The sequence below is a fragment of the Vibrio sp. RE88 genome (assembly GCF_013113835.1).
Classification (GTDB): Bacteria; Pseudomonadota; Gammaproteobacteria; order Enterobacterales; family Vibrionaceae; genus Vibrio.
This window is the reverse complement of record NZ_VTYQ01000006.1, coordinates 172,750-192,483: the sequence shown is the minus strand read 5'-3', so window position 1 is coordinate 192,483 and position 19,734 is coordinate 172,750. Positions and strand designations below refer to the sequence as shown.

General features: G+C 46.9%; 4 protein-coding genes. All 4 read left to right on the top strand.

The window, feature by feature from the left end; genetic code table 11:
- Window positions 1-70: 70 nt before the first annotated feature.
- The 4 genes from F0265_RS15775 to F0265_RS15760 all read left to right on the top strand — a co-directional run bounded on the left by F0265_RS15775 (window position 71) and on the right by F0265_RS15760 (window position 19,689).
- A complete protein-coding gene (locus tag F0265_RS15775; protein WP_171749610.1) occupies window positions 71-10,954 on the top strand; it encodes a non-ribosomal peptide synthetase in 10,884 nt (3,627 codons plus the stop codon).
- The gene (locus F0265_RS15770) at window positions 10,951-16,371 is read left to right on the top strand and encodes a non-ribosomal peptide synthetase (protein ID WP_171749609.1); all 5,421 of its coding nucleotides are present in this window, start codon (window positions 10,951-10,953) and stop codon (window positions 16,369-16,371) included. Before F0265_RS15775 ends, F0265_RS15770 begins: the two co-directional genes overlap by 4 nt.
- A 137-nt stretch (window positions 16,372-16,508) precedes the next feature.
- Complete coding sequence (locus F0265_RS15765) at window positions 16,509-18,731, top strand: TonB-dependent siderophore receptor (protein ID WP_253809486.1); 2,223 nt, start codon at window positions 16,509-16,511, stop codon at window positions 18,729-18,731.
- The gene (locus F0265_RS15760; protein ID WP_171749608.1) at window positions 18,721-19,689 is read left to right on the top strand and encodes a GNAT family N-acetyltransferase; all 969 of its coding nucleotides are present in this window, start codon (window positions 18,721-18,723) and stop codon (window positions 19,687-19,689) included. Before F0265_RS15765 ends, F0265_RS15760 begins: the two co-directional genes overlap by 11 nt.
- Window positions 19,690-19,734: the final 45 nt, after the last annotated feature.

Sequence of the window (19,734 nt, the reverse complement as noted above, 5' to 3'; positions counted from 1 at the left end):
CACGCGCTTTTGCTTAATTTTGGTACCTGCTGTTTAGGTACCTGACATTTAACAGTTTTTAGGTATATGTATGTCAGTGGATGATATCACGATGACTCCGGCCAATGGTGGTTGGAGTCCACTTTCTCATTCTCAGCAACGTCTATGGTTGTTCCAGCAGCTCATGCCAGAAAGTATTGCTTACAATACGGGTGGCTTGTTACGTTTGTATGGTGAAGGTCTCAGCAAAGAAGCCATCTTTGAGGCATTCGATGCTCTGGTAGAACAACAAGATGTTCTTAGGCTAAGACTTAAAGAACATGATGGCGTGCCTCTTCAACGAGTCTCAGATTCTGCTCCCAAATTAGAATTTGTAGACGCTCAGGAATACTCAGACCCTGAAGCCTTCGTTTTAAAAGATGCAGAAAGACGGGTTCGAGAGCCTTACATCATGGTCGGCGAAGCTTTGAATAGGGCGTGCCTATATCAAGTGAGTGGCCAAGAGTTTGTCATGGGAGTTGCCGCCCACCATATTACAACGGATGCTTGGTCTTTACAGCTTGTTGTTCGCGCGTTGGTCGACCGCCTCGCTGGCAAGCCAAAGCGTAAACTACGAGGCCAGAGCTTCGTTGAATTCGCTTCAATGCAAGGAAGTGAAGAACATGATGAAGCGATGCTGAAATGGCAAGCATTGAACCTAATCAGCGATGAACCTTGCGTATTGCCGGCTTCCAATCAAATCGACGCCAGTGCTTATACCGCTACTCATATTGAAGAGTCATTGACGCTGGAAGAAACTGAGCGCGTGTCTGAAGCTGCAAAATCTTTTGGTGTCACACGCTTCGAAGTGCTTTCGACGGCTTTATTATTGACTCTGTCTAGCTACTCAAATCATGCGCATCCTTCGATCACTGTTCCTGCCCTAAACCGAAATTCGAAAAGCCGCAGAAATATTGGTTTCTATGTCAATAATGCTGTTTTAGGTTTGCAGATTGCTCCTGAAAATACGCTTGCTGAATTGGTTGAAAATGTCCGAACTAACCTGACAGAGTCAATGAAGTTCGAGCATTTACCTCTAGAGAAATTGGCTGGGCAACTTCCACTACCGACCGTCGCATTCAACTACCGCAGTCATGGTGACAAGCTGGTCGTAACTTCTGGAGAGATTCAGGGTTCATTCACAGAGTTCCCTCTCGCTGAAACACCGTTTGAACTGGTGTTGGATGCAGTAACGGGTGAGCAACTATCGCTCCGACTTGTTTATGCACAAGAGAAGTTTACTCAAGCTCAAATTGACAGCATTTTAAGCACATACAAAAATGTTCTGAACCAGATCTGCCAATCTCCTCAACAGTCTCTAGCACAGACTAACGCGCTGTCTAGCTCAGATACAGTGGCCTTGGAAGCGCACGCAGCGGTACAACAAACATGGAATCCAGTGACCTTTATGGCGCTGGTGGCTGAGCAAGCAAAACTGCGTCCTGAAAAAGTTGCTTTAAAACATGGCGATAAAACGCTGACTTACGCTGAGTTAGAGGCTCAATCGAATGTAGTCGCGCACTCATTGCGTCAAAGAAAGGCTCAATCAGAAGGTGTTGTCGGTGTGATGATGGAGCGTGGCACCGATATGCTGGTTGCCATGCTGGGCATCATGAAAGCAGGTTGTGCATTCCTACCACTTGATCCGGATTACCCTGCTGAGCGCATCAGCTTTATGCTTGAAGACAGTGAAGCTCAGCAGTTACTGACTCAGCAGCACTTGATGGATAAGGCTCAAGATCTTTTCACTCAATCCGATAGTGCTCAAGAGTGCATTGCTATTGAATCATTGTTAGCAGCTGAGGTTACAGCATCTGAGCTTGCTGAGTGTTCATATCAAGATATCCACCTGGACCAGCTGGCGTATTTGATTTACACCTCTGGCTCAACAGGTAAGCCTAAAGGCGTGGCAGTCAGTCATCGCGGACTGACAATGCATGTCCAGACGATTGGCGAGCAGTATGGCATGACGCCTGAAGACACAGAGCTGCATTTTGCCTCTATCAGTTTTGATGGTGCTGTTGAGCGTTGGACTGTGCCACTGGCGTTTGGCTCAACACTTATCATTCGTGACCAACAGTTGTGGACACCAGAAAAAACGACTCAAGTATTGGTAGATGATAAAGTCACCATCGCTTGTTTCCCGCCAAGCTATGCAGGCCCTTGGCTAGATTGGGTTGAACAAACTCAGCCAGACTTATCTTTGCGTTCATTGACACTGGGTGGTGAGGCATTTACCCGAGAAACGTTTGAACGAATTCAACGTGTGGTCAATCCACCTCGCATCGTCAATGGTTACGGCCCGACAGAAACGGTCGTTACTCCGATGATCTGGCGTGCTTATCCAGAAGATAAACTGGAAAGTTCGTACGCGCCGATTGGTCAGCCTGTGGGTGACCGTAAGTTGTATGTGCTGGACGAGAGTCTTAAACAGGTACCATTTGGATCGGTTGGAGAGCTGTACATTGGTATGGAATCTGGCCTTGCTCGCGGTTACTTGAAACGACCTGACTTGACCGCTGAGCGTTTTATTCCGGATCCATTTGCCGCTAACGGCGAGCGTATGTATCGCACTGGTGATTTGGTTCGATTTAGACAAGATGGTGTTGTTGAATACCTTGGTCGTGCCGACCAACAAGTAAAAATTCGTGGCTTCCGTATTGAGCTAGGAGAGATTGAATCCCGCCTGCAAACGCTTTCTAACGCTGAGTTTTGTGCCGTTGTCGCACATGAGTCGCCGACAGGAAAGCGCCTAGTCGGTTACGTTCAATTGAGCGAAACAGAGCAAAAATCTGAATCTCAATGGCGTTTAGAGTTAGCCTCCCAGTTGCCAGATTATATGGTGCCGTCACGCATCATTGTTAGCCAGACACTCCCTCTGACACCTGCTGGTAAGGTGGATCGTAAGCAACTATCTGCACCGGATTGGGATGAAGAACAGAAAGCGGGTGCGCCGCTGGAAGGGGATATCCAACATCAGCTGGCTGAAATATGGCGTGAGCTCCTTAAACTAGAGTCTATTGGCTCTGACAGCCATTTCTTTGCACTTGGTGGAGATTCAATTACTGCGCTACAAATGGTAGGGAAGCTTCGTCAACGAGGTTTGATGCTGACACCAAAGCAAGTGTTTGACCATCCAGTAGTCGCTGAAATGGCGTTATGTGTTCTCGATAGCCAAATCAAACCAGCTGAACAAGGTGAGCTGAATGGCAAAGTATCCTTGCTGCCAATGCAGAAGCGATTCGTTGAACGAGGCTATTCTCATAAAAGCAAGCTAGATAAAAATGGCCAGCTAGAACTATGTAACCAGTACGCAAAACTCAACTTGCCAGCTCCGGTTAATGCAGACGCGATTGCCCGAGCACTCAAGCAAGTGGTGCAACATCATGATAGTCTGCGCCTTTCTTTCGAGGCTCCTAATACCACAACACCTAATGCAGCAGAGTATCTCGCTGAATATGTTCCTAGTGCAGATTTTGCATTCAACCTTTATGCAGAACAGATTGACATCGATGCTGTGCAGAGTGCGATTAATCCGTCTGCTGGTAAGCAATTGTCGGTCGGCTTGAATATTGAGACGGGCGAGATGTTGATTGCCGTTCACCACCTTGTCATTGATGCGCTTTCTTGGCCTGTGCTTATTCAAGATTTGCTGGGGAGTTATCAGCAAGAAATGGGTGCCGATCCTAATACGTTCGCCTCTAAAACTCACAATCAGGCTGACTGGTATGAGGCATTAGAGAATCTTCATATCAGTCATAAACAGTCCGAATTCTGGAATGCTCAGCGAGCTGAGCTTGCTTTCCATGGAAGTACTGATAAAGAAAGTAATGGAATTCATAAGCGCAGTTACCATATAACCAAAGAACTCGCCGAACCACTGCTTGCATCGACTCATGCCTTTGCCAGATTGAGCAAGGAGCAGACGTTGATGGCATTGTCTGCGCTTGCAGTAAAACAAATAACCTCTGCAAACGAGATTGTCATTCATCGTGAAAGCCATGGTCGATTCAGTGAGTCGTTTGGGTTGGATCTTTCACGCAGTGTTAACTGGCATACTGCGCTGTTCCCGCAAAAAGTTGTGTTAAGTGACAGCATTAGTGAACTGTTAGCGAGTGTAAAAGATGGCTCACATGCAATCACCGATGGTGGCTTGAGTTACTCAGCGGGTGTTGTTCAGCAGCAATGGCAGTATCAAGACCATGTTGATGTGCTATTTAACTTCCTAGGCCGAGCAACGCAGGTTGATGTGAAAGGGGCTGAACTGGGTGAATTTGGCCTATGGCGACCAGAAGACGCTAAAGCTGATGCCGCAATTGCATTGAATATCAGTGAAACTGATGAAGGCTTTGATGTCGAATTGGAGTTTTCACTTTCTGCTCTGTCGAAATCTGAGTGTGATGCGTATGTTCATCACTTAGAAGCGGCAATCAAAGCAGTGACGGAACATTGCACGTCTAACTCCGCCGTTTTGACACAAGCTGATGCGCCAAACACTAATCTGAGTCTCATGACGCTAAGCCATGTAAGTGGTAACGCTCATCAACTTCCACATCAAATTCTACCTTTGTCTACGCTCCAGCAAGGTTTGTACTTCCACGCTCAGCTATCGCAAGAGACAAGCACCTACGTCAACCAAATTACCTTACCTATATCGGGAGCTGATGCTGCTCAATTAGAAGAGGGTTGGAAAGCCTTGATGAAGCGTCATTCGATTCTACGTAGTACGCTGCATCAAGTAGAAGGTCAGGCACACCTGTATGTTTGGGATGACCTTCCTATCACGAGCAGAGTCTTTGATGGGCGAGAGGAAGTAGGCTTTGAACTAGAGTCGTATAAACGTTCGCTCATTGAACAAGGTTTCGAACTGGAACAAGATGCCAGCGCGCAGCAACTAAAACCTTTGTGGCGAGTAGATCTAGTGACAACGGGTGACAATGAGATCGCTTGTATCTTCACGATTCACCACATTCTGATGGATGGTTGGAGCACCGGTGTTCTACTTAGCGAACTATTTTCTCACTACCAAAACATGAGTCTGCCTGTCGTCAGTTATGATTTTGCCGATTATTTGGAATGGGTTGTACAGCAAGAACCAGAAAGTGCTCAAGAGTACTGGCGTGGTTATCTGAATGGTGTAGAAGCGCCAACAATGTTGGTTGAACAATACGGTTCGAACACAGATAAACTAGGGCATGTTCGCCACAACGTGGACTTCAGTGCTGAGGTACTGAGTAGTTGGCAGTCTCAGTTGAAGTCATCTGGCATCACGCTAAACACTCTCATTCAGGGCGCATGGTTACTAACGCTTCAACGTTACACGGGTCAGTCTCAGCCTGTTTTTGGCAACACGGTTGCAGGTCGACCATCGTCACTGGCAAACAGTGAAGCCATGGTTGGGCTTTTCATTAATACCTTGCCTGTTACATCGATGGTGGACTGGCAGGCGAAAACCAATCAATGGCTTGCCGATATACAAGAGCAGGCTAGCGCGCAGCGTGAATTCAGCCATGTCTCTTTGTCAGAGGTACAAGCACAATCACCACTGGCTGGTGAGAATCTGTTTGATTCGTTGGTGGTGTTTGAAAACTACCCATTGGATGAGAGCCTGTTTAGTGAAACTGGCCTTAAAATTGGCGAGCCTGACAGTTATGAGTTTACGCATTACGCGTTAACGCTGGCGGTATTGCCAGGTGAATCATTACGCATTGTTTTTGCGTACGACTCAGCGAAATTCTCACAGTCAGATATTGATGCGCTGTCCGCAACGACGTCTCATTATCTTGAGCAGCTTGTCGATAAGCTGACTCATAGCCTGAGTGATCTTGATGTATTGGACGCCGAGCAAGAGTCTCGCTTGTCTGGTCATGTAAAATCGTCTGAGCAATGGACTTACAAACCCTTCACAGAACTGTTAAAAGAGCAGGTGCTTGCGCAACCGGATAGTGAAGCGCTTGTGGCGAATCCTCTTGGGGGAACGGCCTTATCAACTAATGGCACTGAACGGATCGCATTGACATACCAACAGCTGGATAACTTCAGTGATGGCGTAGCCGCTGAGCTAATTGCGCGCGGCATTCAACGAGATCAGCGAGTTGGTGTGATGTTTGCCCGTGGCGCCGACATGCTGGTGGCAATGATCGGCGTCTTGAAAGCCGGAGCTGCATTCCTACCTTTAGATCCTTCATACCCTCAAGACCGACTGGCCTACATGGTTGAAGATAGCGATGCTCAATGGCTGATTTCTGACAGTAGTTCGCAACAATTGGCACGTGAGATTTGTCAGCCAGATAACATCATTGCGTATTCTGAAATCGACCTTCAGCAGCCTCTCGTAACTCGTCCTGAAATTTTAGAAGAGCAGCTGGCGTATGTGATCTATACCTCGGGCTCAACGGGTAAACCTAAAGGTGTGTGTGTTTCTCATTCTGGTCTGAGCATGCACGTTCAAACTATTGGCCAACGATATGGCATGACACCACAAGACATCGAGCTGCACTTCGCTTCAATCAGTTTTGATGGTGCAGTAGAGAGATGGACTGTGCCTCTGGCATTTGGTTCAAAACTTGTGATTCGAGACCAGCAGCTTTGGAGTGCACAAGAGACATGTGAAGTGCTTGAGCGTGAAGCTGTGACCATCGCGTGTTTCCCGCCAAGCTATGCTGGACCACTGCTAGAGTGGATTGAGGTTGAACAGCCAACATTAGCTGTACGCTCTTGGACTCTGGGTGGTGAAGCCTTTACACGAGAGACCTATTTCAAGCTTCAGCAGGTACTGAATCCTAAACGCATTATTAACGGGTACGGCCCGACGGAAACAGTCGTGACGCCAATGATCTGGCAGGCTTATCCTGAAACACCGCTAGAAAGTGCTTATGCCCCTATCGGTACTGCTGTCGGTGCGCGTAGTCTGTATGTATTGGATAGTGACCTTCGTCTAGTTCCTTCTGGCGTCAGTGGCGAATTGTACATTGGTGAAGAAGTTGGCTTAGCTAGAGGCTATCTTGATCGTCCAGACTTAACAGCTGAGCGTTTTGTTCCAGACCCATTTGCGAATAATGGAGAGCGTATGTATCGCACTGGCGACTTAGTTCGCTGGCGCGAAGATGGCGTGATGGAGTATCTGGGTCGGGCAGATGACCAAATAAAAATTCGAGGCTTCCGTGTCGAATTAGGTGAAATAGAGTCACGATTACAGAGTATCAGTGGCAGTAAACTGAGTGCTGTCACCGCCTTTGAAGGTTCAACTGGAAAATACTTGGTCGGTTACGTAGAAGGTCAGGCTGACCTAATAAACGGCGATGATATTCTCGCTCAAATGGCGAAAGCACTGCCTGACTACATGGTGCCTTCACAGCTTGTGGTTATGGATTCGATGCCATTGACGCCAGCAAGTAAAGTCGACAAGAAAAAACTGCCGCAGCCTGATAACCATGTTCAGCACAAAGCCTATGAAGCGCCAGAAGGTGAGATTGAGCAGCTTCTTGCACAAGAATGGCAAGCCTTGTTCGGGCTAGAGAAGGTGAGTCGTAATGACGACTTCTTTGCTCTGGGTGGTCAGTCATTACTTGCTACACAGCTCGTTGGACGTTTGCAGCAAAAACACCAGATTCGTCTTTTACTTCAAAGTGTCTTTGATTATCCAAGACTAGATGTGATGGCAACTCAGTGTACATCACTCAAAGAGCCCGCAGTCACGATCAAAGCAGTGCCGCGCATGGAATACATGCCAGTGAGCGCTTCGCAAAAGCGTTTGTGGTTTGTTCAACAGCTGATGCCTGAAAGCTCTGCTTATCACATGCCGCTTGGCCTTAAGTTAAAAGGCGAAGTGAATAGAGACTGGCTAGAGCAGTCGTTGCGCACTGTGATAGGACGTCATGAGGCTCTGCGTACCAGCTTCGTGCAGGTGGATGGCGAGCTGATGCAGTCTATCCATTCTGATGACGACGCATGTCAATTCGCATTAGCAGAATACTCAGCTGATGAGTTCTTCGACCTAGAGGCTCAGCGCTTCAACTGGATCGGTGAAGCTTTTGATTTGTCATCGCCTTCATTATTGAGAGCTTATTTAATCAAGCATTCAGAACAGGAATTTGAGTTACTTCTGATTGTCCATCACATCATCTCTGATGGCATTTCGATTCAAAACCTAATGCGAGAGCTGTCGGCGGTTTATTCGTCGTACGGTCATTCAGGTCAGTTTGAATCAAACATTGAAACTGACGCACTGGATTACGCCGATTACGCTAGCTGGCAGCAAGAGTGGTTAAAGTCAGATAATGCCAAAGAATCACTGTCATGGTGGAAAGCGGCGTTAGCGAAAGATATTGAGCCGCTTGTTCTCCATAGCGATGTCGCGAGAGACCAGCTCGAAACTACCGGTCAGCGTCATCACTTCACTCTGACCAAGCAGCAGGTCAACGCGATTGAGACTCTTGCTGCACAAAGCGCAACGACTCCGTTTAACGTTATGTTAAGCCTGTGGCACTTATTGCTTCACAAGTATTCTGGGCGTGATGAAATTCGAGTCGGTATCCCTGTTGCGGGCCGAACACAACCGGACACTCAGCAGATGCAAGGCTGCTTCATCAACAACTTGGTGATCCCTTCGCATTTAGACGCGGCAATGAGTTACGACAACCTGCTCCAAGAGACAAAACGTTTTACTGAGCAGGCGTTGACGCATCAGGATGTGCCATTTGAGGTATTGGTAGAGTCACTTGGTGTGACAGGTAATTTGCAGCACCATCCGTTGTACCAGACGAGTTTCAACTTCCAAAGTATTGAGCGCTCAATTCTCGCCGAATGGGGAGGATTACAAGCAGAAGCGTTTGATCCGGGCGTGGTCGCGGCTCAGTTAGAGTTGAGCTTAGATGTTCAGGCCTATGATGACGGTGAATGGAGTGGTTTTGTTAACTATGCAGCACCAGTATTCGATCAAACGTTTGTCGAAGCGTTGCTTGGTCACTGGCTCAAGCTGCTTGAACAAGTTGTATTGAATCCTAACGCGATGCTGTCTGAACTCAAGTTGGTTGATTCTGACGAGTTCGTACAAATTGAAGCATTCAACGCGACGAAGAAATCTTGGGGTGAAATGCTTCCTCCACCAGTCGCTGTTGAAGCTCAAGCACTGCGCACCCCAGAGGCGATTGCTTTGTCCATGGGTCAGCAGTCAATGACTTACGCTGAATTCGACAGCAAAGTGAATCAGTTGGCTCAGTGGCTACGCCAACAAGGTGTGGGCGAAGAAACCAGAGTCGGACTTGGTTTACCACGCTCGTTTGAACTAGTGATTGGATTACACGCGATTACTCGTGCTGGTGGTGCTTATGTGCCATTGGACCCAAGTTATCCAGCAGAACGTTTGAATTATATTCTTGAGTCTGCGGATGTATCCATCTTACTGACCGATAGTGAGACCTTGCCACAATGGCCGGAAAATCCTCAATGTCAGTATGTGGCTTTAAATCAGGCTGAGCTCTTAAAGCAAATCAACGAGCAGAGCACTGAGGCTCCAGTTGTAAATTGGCAGGCTGAACAGTCGCTGTATGTCATCTTTACTTCCGGTTCTACAGGACTACCAAAAGGCGTGGTAAATACCCAGTCGGCACTGAACAACCGTTTGGCTTGGATGCAAAATGAGTATCAGTTAGCTGTCAGTGATTGTGTCCTTCAGAAAACACCGTTTAGCTTTGATGTCTCTGTGTGGGAATTCTTCTGGCCGCTTATGTACGGTGCGAGATTGGCCATTGCTGAGCCAGATCACCACCGACAACCTGAGCTATTGCATAACACTATTCGAGAGCAGGGCGTAACGACGATCCATTTCGTTCCTTCAATGCTTCATGCTTTTGAAAGTGAGACTAATATTGGAGAGTGCAACAGCCTGCGCCGCATTATTTGTAGCGGTGAAGCTTTACCTGCTGAGTTGACTGAAAAAGTGTTGACGGGTGCGCCAGATTGTCAGCTGCATAACCTCTATGGTCCGACTGAAGCGGCTATTGACGTGACTTACTGGCAATGTGAATTGCCTGTCGGTAAGCGCATCCCGATTGGTCATGCGATTAGCAACACTCAGCTTCATGTATTGGATGATTGTTGGAATCCAGTCCCAGTCGGTGTGCCTGGTGAGCTATACCTTGCGGGCGATGGCCTCGCGCGTGAGTACCTATCCAGACCGGATTTGACCGCCGATCGCTTTGTGCCAAATCCGTTTGCGTGCGAGCAAGATGGGAACATTGGTTCTCGTATGTACCGCACCGGTGACCAAGTAGTTCGCATGTCAGATGGCAGACTTGAATACTTGGGTCGATTGGATCATCAGGTAAAAATTCGTGGGCTTCGTATTGAGCTGGAAGAAATTGAGAATGTTCTTAACCAACATGATGACGTCGATGAATCTGCAGTCATTGCTTATGAGCATCAAACAGGGACACAGCTTGTCGCTTACGTGGTTTGTTGTGAGTGGAATTCAGAAAAAGAAACGGCTGCTAAAGCACTCTTGAATGACCACCTTCCAGACTACATGGTTCCGGCCATCTACGTTGCACTGGATGAAATGCCTCTTTCACCAAATGGCAAGCGTGACCGCAAAGCGTTGCCTTCTCCAGAGTGGAGTCAGGTGGAATATCGCGCCCCAGAGAGTGAATTGGAAATTTGGTTTGCCAATACATGGCAGCAAGTCCTTGGCTCAGAAAAAGTCGGTTTAGACGATAACTTCTTTGCGCTTGGAGGCCATTCTCTGTTGGCTACACGTATCGTCGCTCAAGCACAAAAAGAGCTCGACTTAGCGATTTCATTAAAAGACTTCTTTGCCGCTGGGACGCTACAGGCGTTAACGGATGCACTTCAGTCTCAGTATCAGGCAAACAATGAACAAGAACAGGATGAACTCGACGCCATGGCAGCACTAATGGACGAGTTGGAATTGTTATGACCCAAGAATCAAATTCAAAAGCACAACAAAAACCAAAAATCGACAAATTTGCATTAGCAAAACGTTTTCTAAACCTTGGCGAGCAAGAGCAGGCGAAATTTATCGCTCTGCTTGACGCCAAAGGAATGAGTTTTGAAAAGCTACCGATTGTCTCAGCAGAAGAAGTGCGTGATGTGCCTCTTTCTCCGGCACAGAAACGACTTTGGGACATCTACCAGCTTGATGCTGGTAATAGTGCTTACCATATCAGTGGTGGTTTTGAGCTCACTGGTGACCTATCTGCCGATAAAATGGAACTGGCGCTTGCTGAGGTCATGAGCAAGCACCACGCCTTGAGAACACGCTTTGTTGTTTCGGACCAAGGTGAGCCGAAGCAACATGTTGTCCAGCACTGTATTGCTCACGTTGAGCTTAAAGATGCTAGGCACTTAACGGAAAGTCAGCTGGGCGAATGGACAGCGGAATTTATCGCTAAGCCGTTTGATTTGCTTCATGAGATGCCAGTGCGAATGGCGTGTATTCGTGCATCTGAAGACAAAACCCATGTGATCATCGTGATGCACCATATTGTGTCTGACGGTTGGTCTATCGGATTATTCATGCGGGATCTGGTCACCGCCTATCAGGGTGAGCCTCTAGAGCCATTGAGTATCCAGTACAGTGACTTTTCTGTCTGGCAGGATGCACTACTAAAAGCGGGCAAAGGTGACGAGGACCTTCAATTCTGGCAGCAAGAGCTGGGTGAGAAGCAGCCGCAAAAACTGTTTGAGTGGACGGGCGATATTGCACCTAATCAGCGTCGAGAAGCACAGCAGGTAAGCCTAAAGTTTGATGGTAATGTTTCTGAACGCATTGCACGCCTTGCAAGGCAAAATAACGTCACCACTTCGAGCTTCTGGCTAGCCATTTGGCAGGCTGCGCTGTTCAAGTTGACAGGACGTAACGATATCAACATTGGTATGCCAATGGCTAACCGCGCCCGACCAGAAGTATCTGACGTTATTGGCTTTTTCGTAAACACTAATGTGGTTGCGCAAGACGTAAAACCTGATCAGAGCTTTGGTCAAATCATGACTAGAGCTCACAGCAAAGTGCTGGAGATTCAGGAGTATCAACTATTGCCGTTTGATCGTGTGGTTTCGTCATTGTTGATGGAAAGATTGGTTGGTGAAACGCCTTACTTTCAAGTGTTGTTTAACCATCAGGTCAATCAAACCGAGTCGGTTGAATTTGCTCCGGGTGTGGCGGCAAAGCCGTTGGCGTTTAAAGGCAACTTCGCCCTGTTTGATGTCGCTTTGGATGTGTTGGAATCTTCGAGGGGTACTCAGGTAACGCTGACCTATGCCAAAGATCGTATCGACCCCGAGAAGATGGTTTCGCTTACTAGTACTCTGAATCTGTTGGTCTCGAAAGCAGAACAAAACCTGAATATACCATTGGCTGCGCTTAACTCACTGGATGAGTCTCAACTCGCCAGATTATCGGAACTGTCGCAGCCAGAAGGTGAGTGGCGTTATCAACCCGTCACTGAGTTGTTTGATCTTCAGGGGATTGAGCAACCGTCAGCCATTGCATTAAGGCACGGCCAGCAAAGTGTCACGTTTAAACAGCTGGAAGAAAAATCGAACCAGCTGGCGAACCAGTTAGTAGAGCAGGGTGTCGTTCGCGATCAAGCTGTGGGCGTTCTTTTTGAGCGCGGCAACGATATGATCATAGCGATGATCGCCATTATGAAGGCAGGTGGAGCCTTTCTACCACTTGATCCTGATTATCCGACCGACCGACTGGCTTACATGATCGAGGATTCTGCTGCGAGCTTGGTCATCAGCGATCAATCATTAAGCTCACGTTGGGAAGAGATTGATTCACACGTCCTCTCACATTCGGATCAGGCGGCTTCAGTTTCACCGCTTTATATGGATACGTTAGATTGGCAAGGCCTATCAAAAGCCAAGCCAGAAGTAGAACTCTTGCCAGAGCAGTTGGCTTACATCATCTACACATCAGGGTCGACGGGTAAACCTAAAGGTGTGGCGATTGCCCATGATGGCCTGAGTATGCATGTGCAGACGATTGGAGCTCAATATGGGATGACGCAAGATGACGTTGAACTCCACTTTGCCTCCATCAGTTTTGATGGTGCGGTAGAGCGCTGGACAGTACCTTTGGCGTTTGGTTCTCGCTTGGTGATTCGCGATCAGCAACTCTGGAGTGCGGAGAAGACCTGTGAAGTCCTCAAGCAGGAAGGGATTACGATAGCCTGTTTCCCTCCAAGTTATGTCGGTCCTTTATTGGACTGGATTGAGACGACTCAGCCTCAGTTGAATGTACGTTCTTGGACTTTGGGTGGTGAAGCCTTTACCCGTGAAACCTATGACCGCCTGCAATCTGTTGTAAATCCGCTACGTATTATCAACGGCTATGGGCCAACAGAAACCGTGGTGACACCAATGATCTGGCGTGCTTACTCACAAGATAAGCTAACCAGCGCCTATGCACCTATCGGTCAACCTGTTGGGGCTCGTAGGCTTTATGTGTTAGATGGTTTGCTTAACCAAGTTGCCGAAGGCGCAGTCGGGGAGTTGTACATTGGTGAAGAAGTCGGCCTCGCACGTGGGTATCTGGGTAAGCCGGATATGACCTCTGAGAGATTTATGCCGGATCCATTTACCAATAATGGCGAGCGTATGTATCGCACTGGTGATTTAGTTCGTTGGCGAGAAGACGGTGTGATGGAATATTTTGGCCGTGTTGACCAACAGATAAAAATCCGTGGATTCAGAATCGAGCTGGGTGAGATCGAATCAAGGCTTCAGCAAATATCCGGTGTCGAGACATGTGTGGTTGCGGCGCATCGTCATGGTTCTATGACTCACCTTGTGGGGTATCTGCATGGCGCTGATGCAAACAAGGCTGATAGCGTTTCGATATTATCTGAGCTTGCTGAGCATCTACCTGAATATATGGTTCCAGCGCATCTTGTGGTGCTAGATGATTTGCCGTTAACTCCAGCAGGTAAGGTGGACCGAAAAGCGCTGCCGGAACCAGAACTCAAATCTGAGCTGTCGCAAGGTTTGCCACCAGAAGGTGAGAAAGAAACTCTCCTTGCTGAGATTTGGCAAGAGCTACTGGGTATTAATTCTGTCAGCCGAGAAGATAGCTTCTTTGCGTTAGGTGGGGACTCTATATTGAGCCTTCAGCTAGTGAGCAAATTGAAACTGGCAGGTCTCAACGTATCTCCAAAGCAAGTATTCCAAGCACCAGTACTGAGCGAGTTAGCACAAGTACTTGAAGCAGCGGTTGAGCAAGAGCAAAGAGAGTTACCAAAAGAACCGTTTGGTCTGATGCCAATTCAGGTTCATTTCATGGCGCAAAACTTTGCTCAGCCAAATCACTGGAACCAGCATGTGTGTGTTGAGTTGAAGCAGGATATGGATACTCAAGCACTGGATACTGCGCTTAAAGGGTTAGTAGAGCACCATCCTGCGTTGAGATTGTCGTTTTCTCAAAATGAGGGTAGATGGCAGCAGCAATACGTTGAACATGTTTCCCATGACCTTCTATGGAAAACTCAGCTAAATAGCTTAGAAGCATTCGAAGTGTTTGCTCACGAGTTGCAAACAAGCCTTGATATCGAAGCAGGCCGACTGATTCAAGCAGGCTACGCTCAAATCGAGGGGCAGAAATCTCGCTTGATGATTGTAATTCATCACCTAGCTGTAGATGGCGTCTCATGGCGAGTCCTTATGGATGATTTATGGCGAGCCTATCAGCAAACGCTTTCTAGTGACGAAAAGTCAATGAAAACAGTTGAGTTACCACCTGTTTACACCTCTCTGGATATGGCGGTGGATAGCCTCAACGAATGGGCATCAACAGAACAGGGCAAAGCTAGGAAAGCCGTTTGGGATGAACAAGCTTTCCACGCAGAAAATACACACGCTAAAGCAACTTATGGCAACAAGTGCTCACTAAAAGTTGAGCTAAGCCGAGAAGTAACGTCAGCTTTACTGAGTTCTGAAAATATCACCGTTGAACTTGTCTCTGCACTATCTGCGACTATGGGGAGTAACGAAGGTACTCAAAGCGTATATCTAGAAAGTCATGGTCGTGACGAGTCTGTCTTTGACGGTTTAGATCTTAGCCGCATGGTGGGCTGGATGACGAGCCTATATCCGATGACTTTAAATACCTCAGATTCTCGAGATGATATCGCTAAGCGTATGGCACTTTTGAGCCAAGACTCAGGCATTGGCTATGGAATGCGCTACTTAGAGGATGAGCCTCAAGAGCAAACGGCGGAGCTAACATTCAATTACCTAGGGCAGTATCAAGGCAATAGTTTTGCTCATTGGTGCCAACCAGTGTCGTCAAACTCGCGTGATCAAGCAGATGATAATACTATGTTGACACCTTTGGTCATCAATGCCCAAGTTGTGGATGGTGTATTGAGCGCTGATTTTGAATATGCAACGAGTCATTATTCGAAATCAGATATCGAGACCAAAGCAAATGCATGGCAAGAAAAACTTGAATCGATACACTCGGCATTTAAATCGCAAAAAGGCGAGGCGATAGCAGTCAAAGCTGACCTCAAATTGATCGAGAAGCTTAATGCTAATGTTGAAGGGATTGCACCTGTATTCTGCATTCACCCAGTGACAGGCAGAACGGTTGGCTACCAGAAATTAGCTCAAGCACTGGCGGGCAAACGCACCGTTTATGGTGTTCAGTCTCAAAGCTTCGTCTATCCAAATCGCTTTGACACTTCGTTTAGCGCAATGGCTGATACTTATTGCGCGACTATTCGTGAAATACAGCCATCAGGGCCTTACACATTGATTGGTTGGTCGCTTGGCGGCGCGCTCTGTCAAGAAGTCGCAGCTCGTCTCGAAGCAGCCGGCGAAAGTGTCGCTTTCCTCGGGTTGCTGGACTGCTATGTGCCGGGCACTGAAATTGCTGAAGACCAATGGGAGTCGCCGAAAGCAAAAGCCAAGCTGATTGAGCATCTAGAATTGCTATTAGGTAAGTTATCGGAAGGGCAAAAGCAAACCTGTCTTACAGGGTTTGACCAATCATCACCGGATAAATGGCCAAACGTATTCTCATCTTGGCTGGCGTCACAAAACTTCGATCACTACTTGTCTGAAAGTGCACAGCAAATGCTTTACAGCTGGGCGGTAGAGCAGCATATGAGAGCGCTGTGTCATGAGTATCAGTTACCTGAAATCAATACCAAACCAACCGCATATTGGGCAGGGCAACCTGAAGGTCGACACAAACTGCTGAGTTCGGAATTGTCGAAAGTTAACGCTCAGTTAAGCAGTGAAGTGCTGGATACGGATCATTTAGGAATAGTGCAAGACAGTGCACTGATCGAGAAATTACGCCACTTATTAATAATCAATACATTATAGATCCATAACGACTAATTTATAGATTCCATTTTTCTATAAAACTCGTTACACTCCATTCGCATTCGAAATGCTAATGATAATGGTTATCATAATTATTAATATAATATTCGGTAAAACCGAGAGTTAAGGAGAAAGACATGAATCGGCAGTTTATGCTGAGCCCGGCTTGTTTGGCAGTAGCGTTCGCTCTGTCTGCTGGCGTAGTTAACGCAGCGGAAGACGAAACAGTAGTGGTAGTAGGTCAAGAGCACGATAGTGCCGTTGGACCAGATTTCAGTTATCTAGGACAAAAAAGTCGTACAGCAACCAAAACAGATTTAGCAATCCATGAAACGCCACGAGCAGTTTCGGTTGTTACTCGCGAACAAATGGATGATCGCGCGTCAATTAGCATCTCAGATGCTCTTCAGTACACCCCAGGCATTCAGACCAATTTCTACGGCGATGACAACAAGCAAGATTGGTTTGTTATTCGTGGTTTTACACAAGCGAATAACGGACTTTACCAAGATGGCACACGCCTATATTCGGCAGGCTTCTACAGTTGGCAGATTGACCCGTTTGGTTTAGAACGTGTAGAAATCCTTCGTGGTCCTGCATCAGTTTTATACGGACAGAACCCACCGGGCGGTGTCATCAATACCGTCAGCAAACGCCCTCAGTTTGATGGTGGTTCAGGTCAAGTATCCGTTGAGTATGGTTCATATGACAGGACTCAGATTAGCCTAGATGTCAATCGTGAACTTAATGAAGATGTTGCTTTCCGTCTTGTCGCTATGGGGCGTAAGAATGGCACGAAAGTCGACAATGTTGATGCAGAGCGTATTCTAGTTGCACCATCATTAGCGTGGAATATTAACGATAAGAACAGTATTACATTTCTGACAAGTTACCAAAAAGACGATTCCAACCCTTATCTACAGTTTTTGCCTGTCGAAGGTACATTGACCAGCAACCCTAACGGTCAGATTAGTGATGATGTAGCAGTTGGTAACACCGATTGGGAGAAGTTTGAACGCGAACAACTTTCTTTTGGGTATGAGTTTGAACATCAGTTCAATAGCGCTTTGAGCTTCGGTCAATCTGCTCGTTATAGTCGTATGGATATTGAACTTCGTCAGATGTATTTTGCGGCGTATTCAGCGGATGTAGATCAATTGGGGCCACTGTTAGATCCCACGAGCTCAAGACAAACGATTGTGAGAAGAGCATCTACAGATAAAGGGCAGTCTGATGCATTTAATGTGGACAACCGCTTAGTGTATCAATTCCAAACTGGGGATGTTGAGCACACTTTACTAGCGGGCTTTGATTATCAACAAATTGAAATAGATAGTCAGGATTATGCAGCCGATCCTACTGTCGCTGATGGTAACAGCTCCCTAACCGTCCCGGGTGTTGGTACTGTTGCAGATCCAAGGTTTAATATCTTTAATCCAAGTTATAGTAGCAATGTGGTACTTCTCCATCCAACATCGCTTCAACAATTAACGGACGCTGACCTTCAAACAACAATCACAAAGAATCGACAGATCGGTTTTTACTTGCAAGATCAAGTGCGGTTCAATGATTGGGTAGTACAGGCTGGTGTTCGTTATGATGACACTTCGAATAAACAAAGTAATCAAACGACAGGCAATACATATGAAGCAGAGTATGAAGAGTGGACATCTAATATAGGCGTTGCTTATGTTATGAGTAATGGTTTTACTCCATATGCTAACTACTCTCAATCATTTGAACCTCAAGTTAAAACTGTCGACAATCAAGCATCGAAACCAGAGCGTGGTGAAGCTTTCGAAGCAGGTGTTAAGTTTCAGCCGAGAGGCTTTGATGGCTACTTTAACGTATCTGTTTATGAAGCCACTAAGAAAGACGTTGTTCAAGTTGATGGCTCTGAAGTAAAGCAAGTGGGTGAAATTCGAAACCGAGGTATGGAACTTGAAGCGGTTGCCAATGTAACTCAGGCCTTAACGTTAATCGGTAACCTATCTTATGTAGACTCTGAAATCAAAGATGATACGGACACTTCTATTATAGGTAATCAACCTCAACAAGTGGCAGACAGTTTGGCGTCCGCTTGGGCGAAGTATCAATTCTTCGGTGGCACATTTGACGGTATGAGTATCGGTGGAGGCTTCCGCTATACAGATGATACATACGCTGGTAACAACAAAACCAATACAGTGCCATCTTACACACTGTACGATGCAACAGTTAGTTACCGATTTGATGACTATAAATTCCAAGTCGCAGCAAAGAACATCTTTGACAAGGAGTATATCGCTACTTGTACCAGTAGCAACTGTTTCTACGGTGATCGTCGCAATGTTATCGCGAGCGTGAGCTATGACTGGTAACAGTGATACCCTCAACACTCTGCCCTTTGGGCAGAGTGTTCAGCAACAAGGGGATACATGTTGCGTTGAGATGCCAAGTGGTCAGTTAACACTTAGCAAGGAAAGTGGTGGTTATTGGCGTGTAACCAGCAGTGCCATCAACGATAAGGAAGTGGTTCAAGCTTTTGTGCTTATGCTTGAGCACCGTACGGATATTCGTTGTATTGATCTCGGCGAGTTTACTTTCTCATCGTTAAACGACATCACTCATGTCACAGGTGAAGGTATTCGTCTGGTTTGGCGAGAAGCTTTACTGCAGTTGCCAGAGCTTTGGCTAAAGCAGCAGCGTCGCGCTATCCCACATAAGCAGATTCTCGCTTCTAATGGCTACCATCCTCTTCGTCCAAGACCTCAAAAAGGTGAGCTATACAGCCGCTATATTCCAGAACTAGAGCAGACGCTGTCTCTGGTTGGGCTTGATGCAGAGCAGCATGCTGAGCTGTTTTCCAAATGGCAAAACAGTGAACGAGTGGCTGCGTTTTGGGAGCAGACTGGCACTTTAGAAGAGCATAAAGCTTATTTGGAAGAGCAGTTGGTCAATGATAAAAACCAGCTCTTGATTGTATGCCTCAATAACGAACCCTTTGCTTACATTGAAGCTTATTGGACAAAAGAAGATCGCATCGCGCCTTATTATGCAGCAGGCGATTACGATCGCGGTATTCACATGCTTGTTGGTGAAGAGCATCACCGCGGCAGTCATAAGGTGGCCGCTTGGCTTCCTTCAGTATGCCACTTCCTTTACCTGTCCGATCCAAGGACAGAGAAAATCGTCAGCGAACCAAGAGCAGATAACGCCAAGATGATTGGCTATCTGCAGACATTCGGTTTCGCCAAATTAAAAGAATTCGACTTCCCTCATAAGAGGGCAGCTCTAATGTGTCAGTTGAGAGATACCTTCTTTAGCGATTGCTTTTAGTATCGCGACCCAGTTTTAGGGTGTCTCGGGGATAGAGAGCCAAAG

What these genes read in the sequence shown, in the direction of transcription:
- F0265_RS15765 (WP_253809486.1), top strand. Translation starts at nt 16,509, where the DNA reads ATGAATCGGCAGTTTATGCTGAGCCCGGCTTGTTTGGCAGTAGCGTTC.
- F0265_RS15770 (WP_171749609.1), top strand. Translation starts at nt 10,951, where the DNA reads ATGACCCAAGAATCAAATTCAAAAGCACAACAAAAACCAAAAATCGAC.
- F0265_RS15760 (WP_171749608.1), top strand. Translation starts at nt 18,721, where the DNA reads ATGACTGGTAACAGTGATACCCTCAACACTCTGCCCTTTGGGCAGAGT.
- F0265_RS15775 (WP_171749610.1), top strand. Translation starts at nt 71, where the DNA reads ATGTCAGTGGATGATATCACGATGACTCCGGCCAATGGTGGTTGGAGT.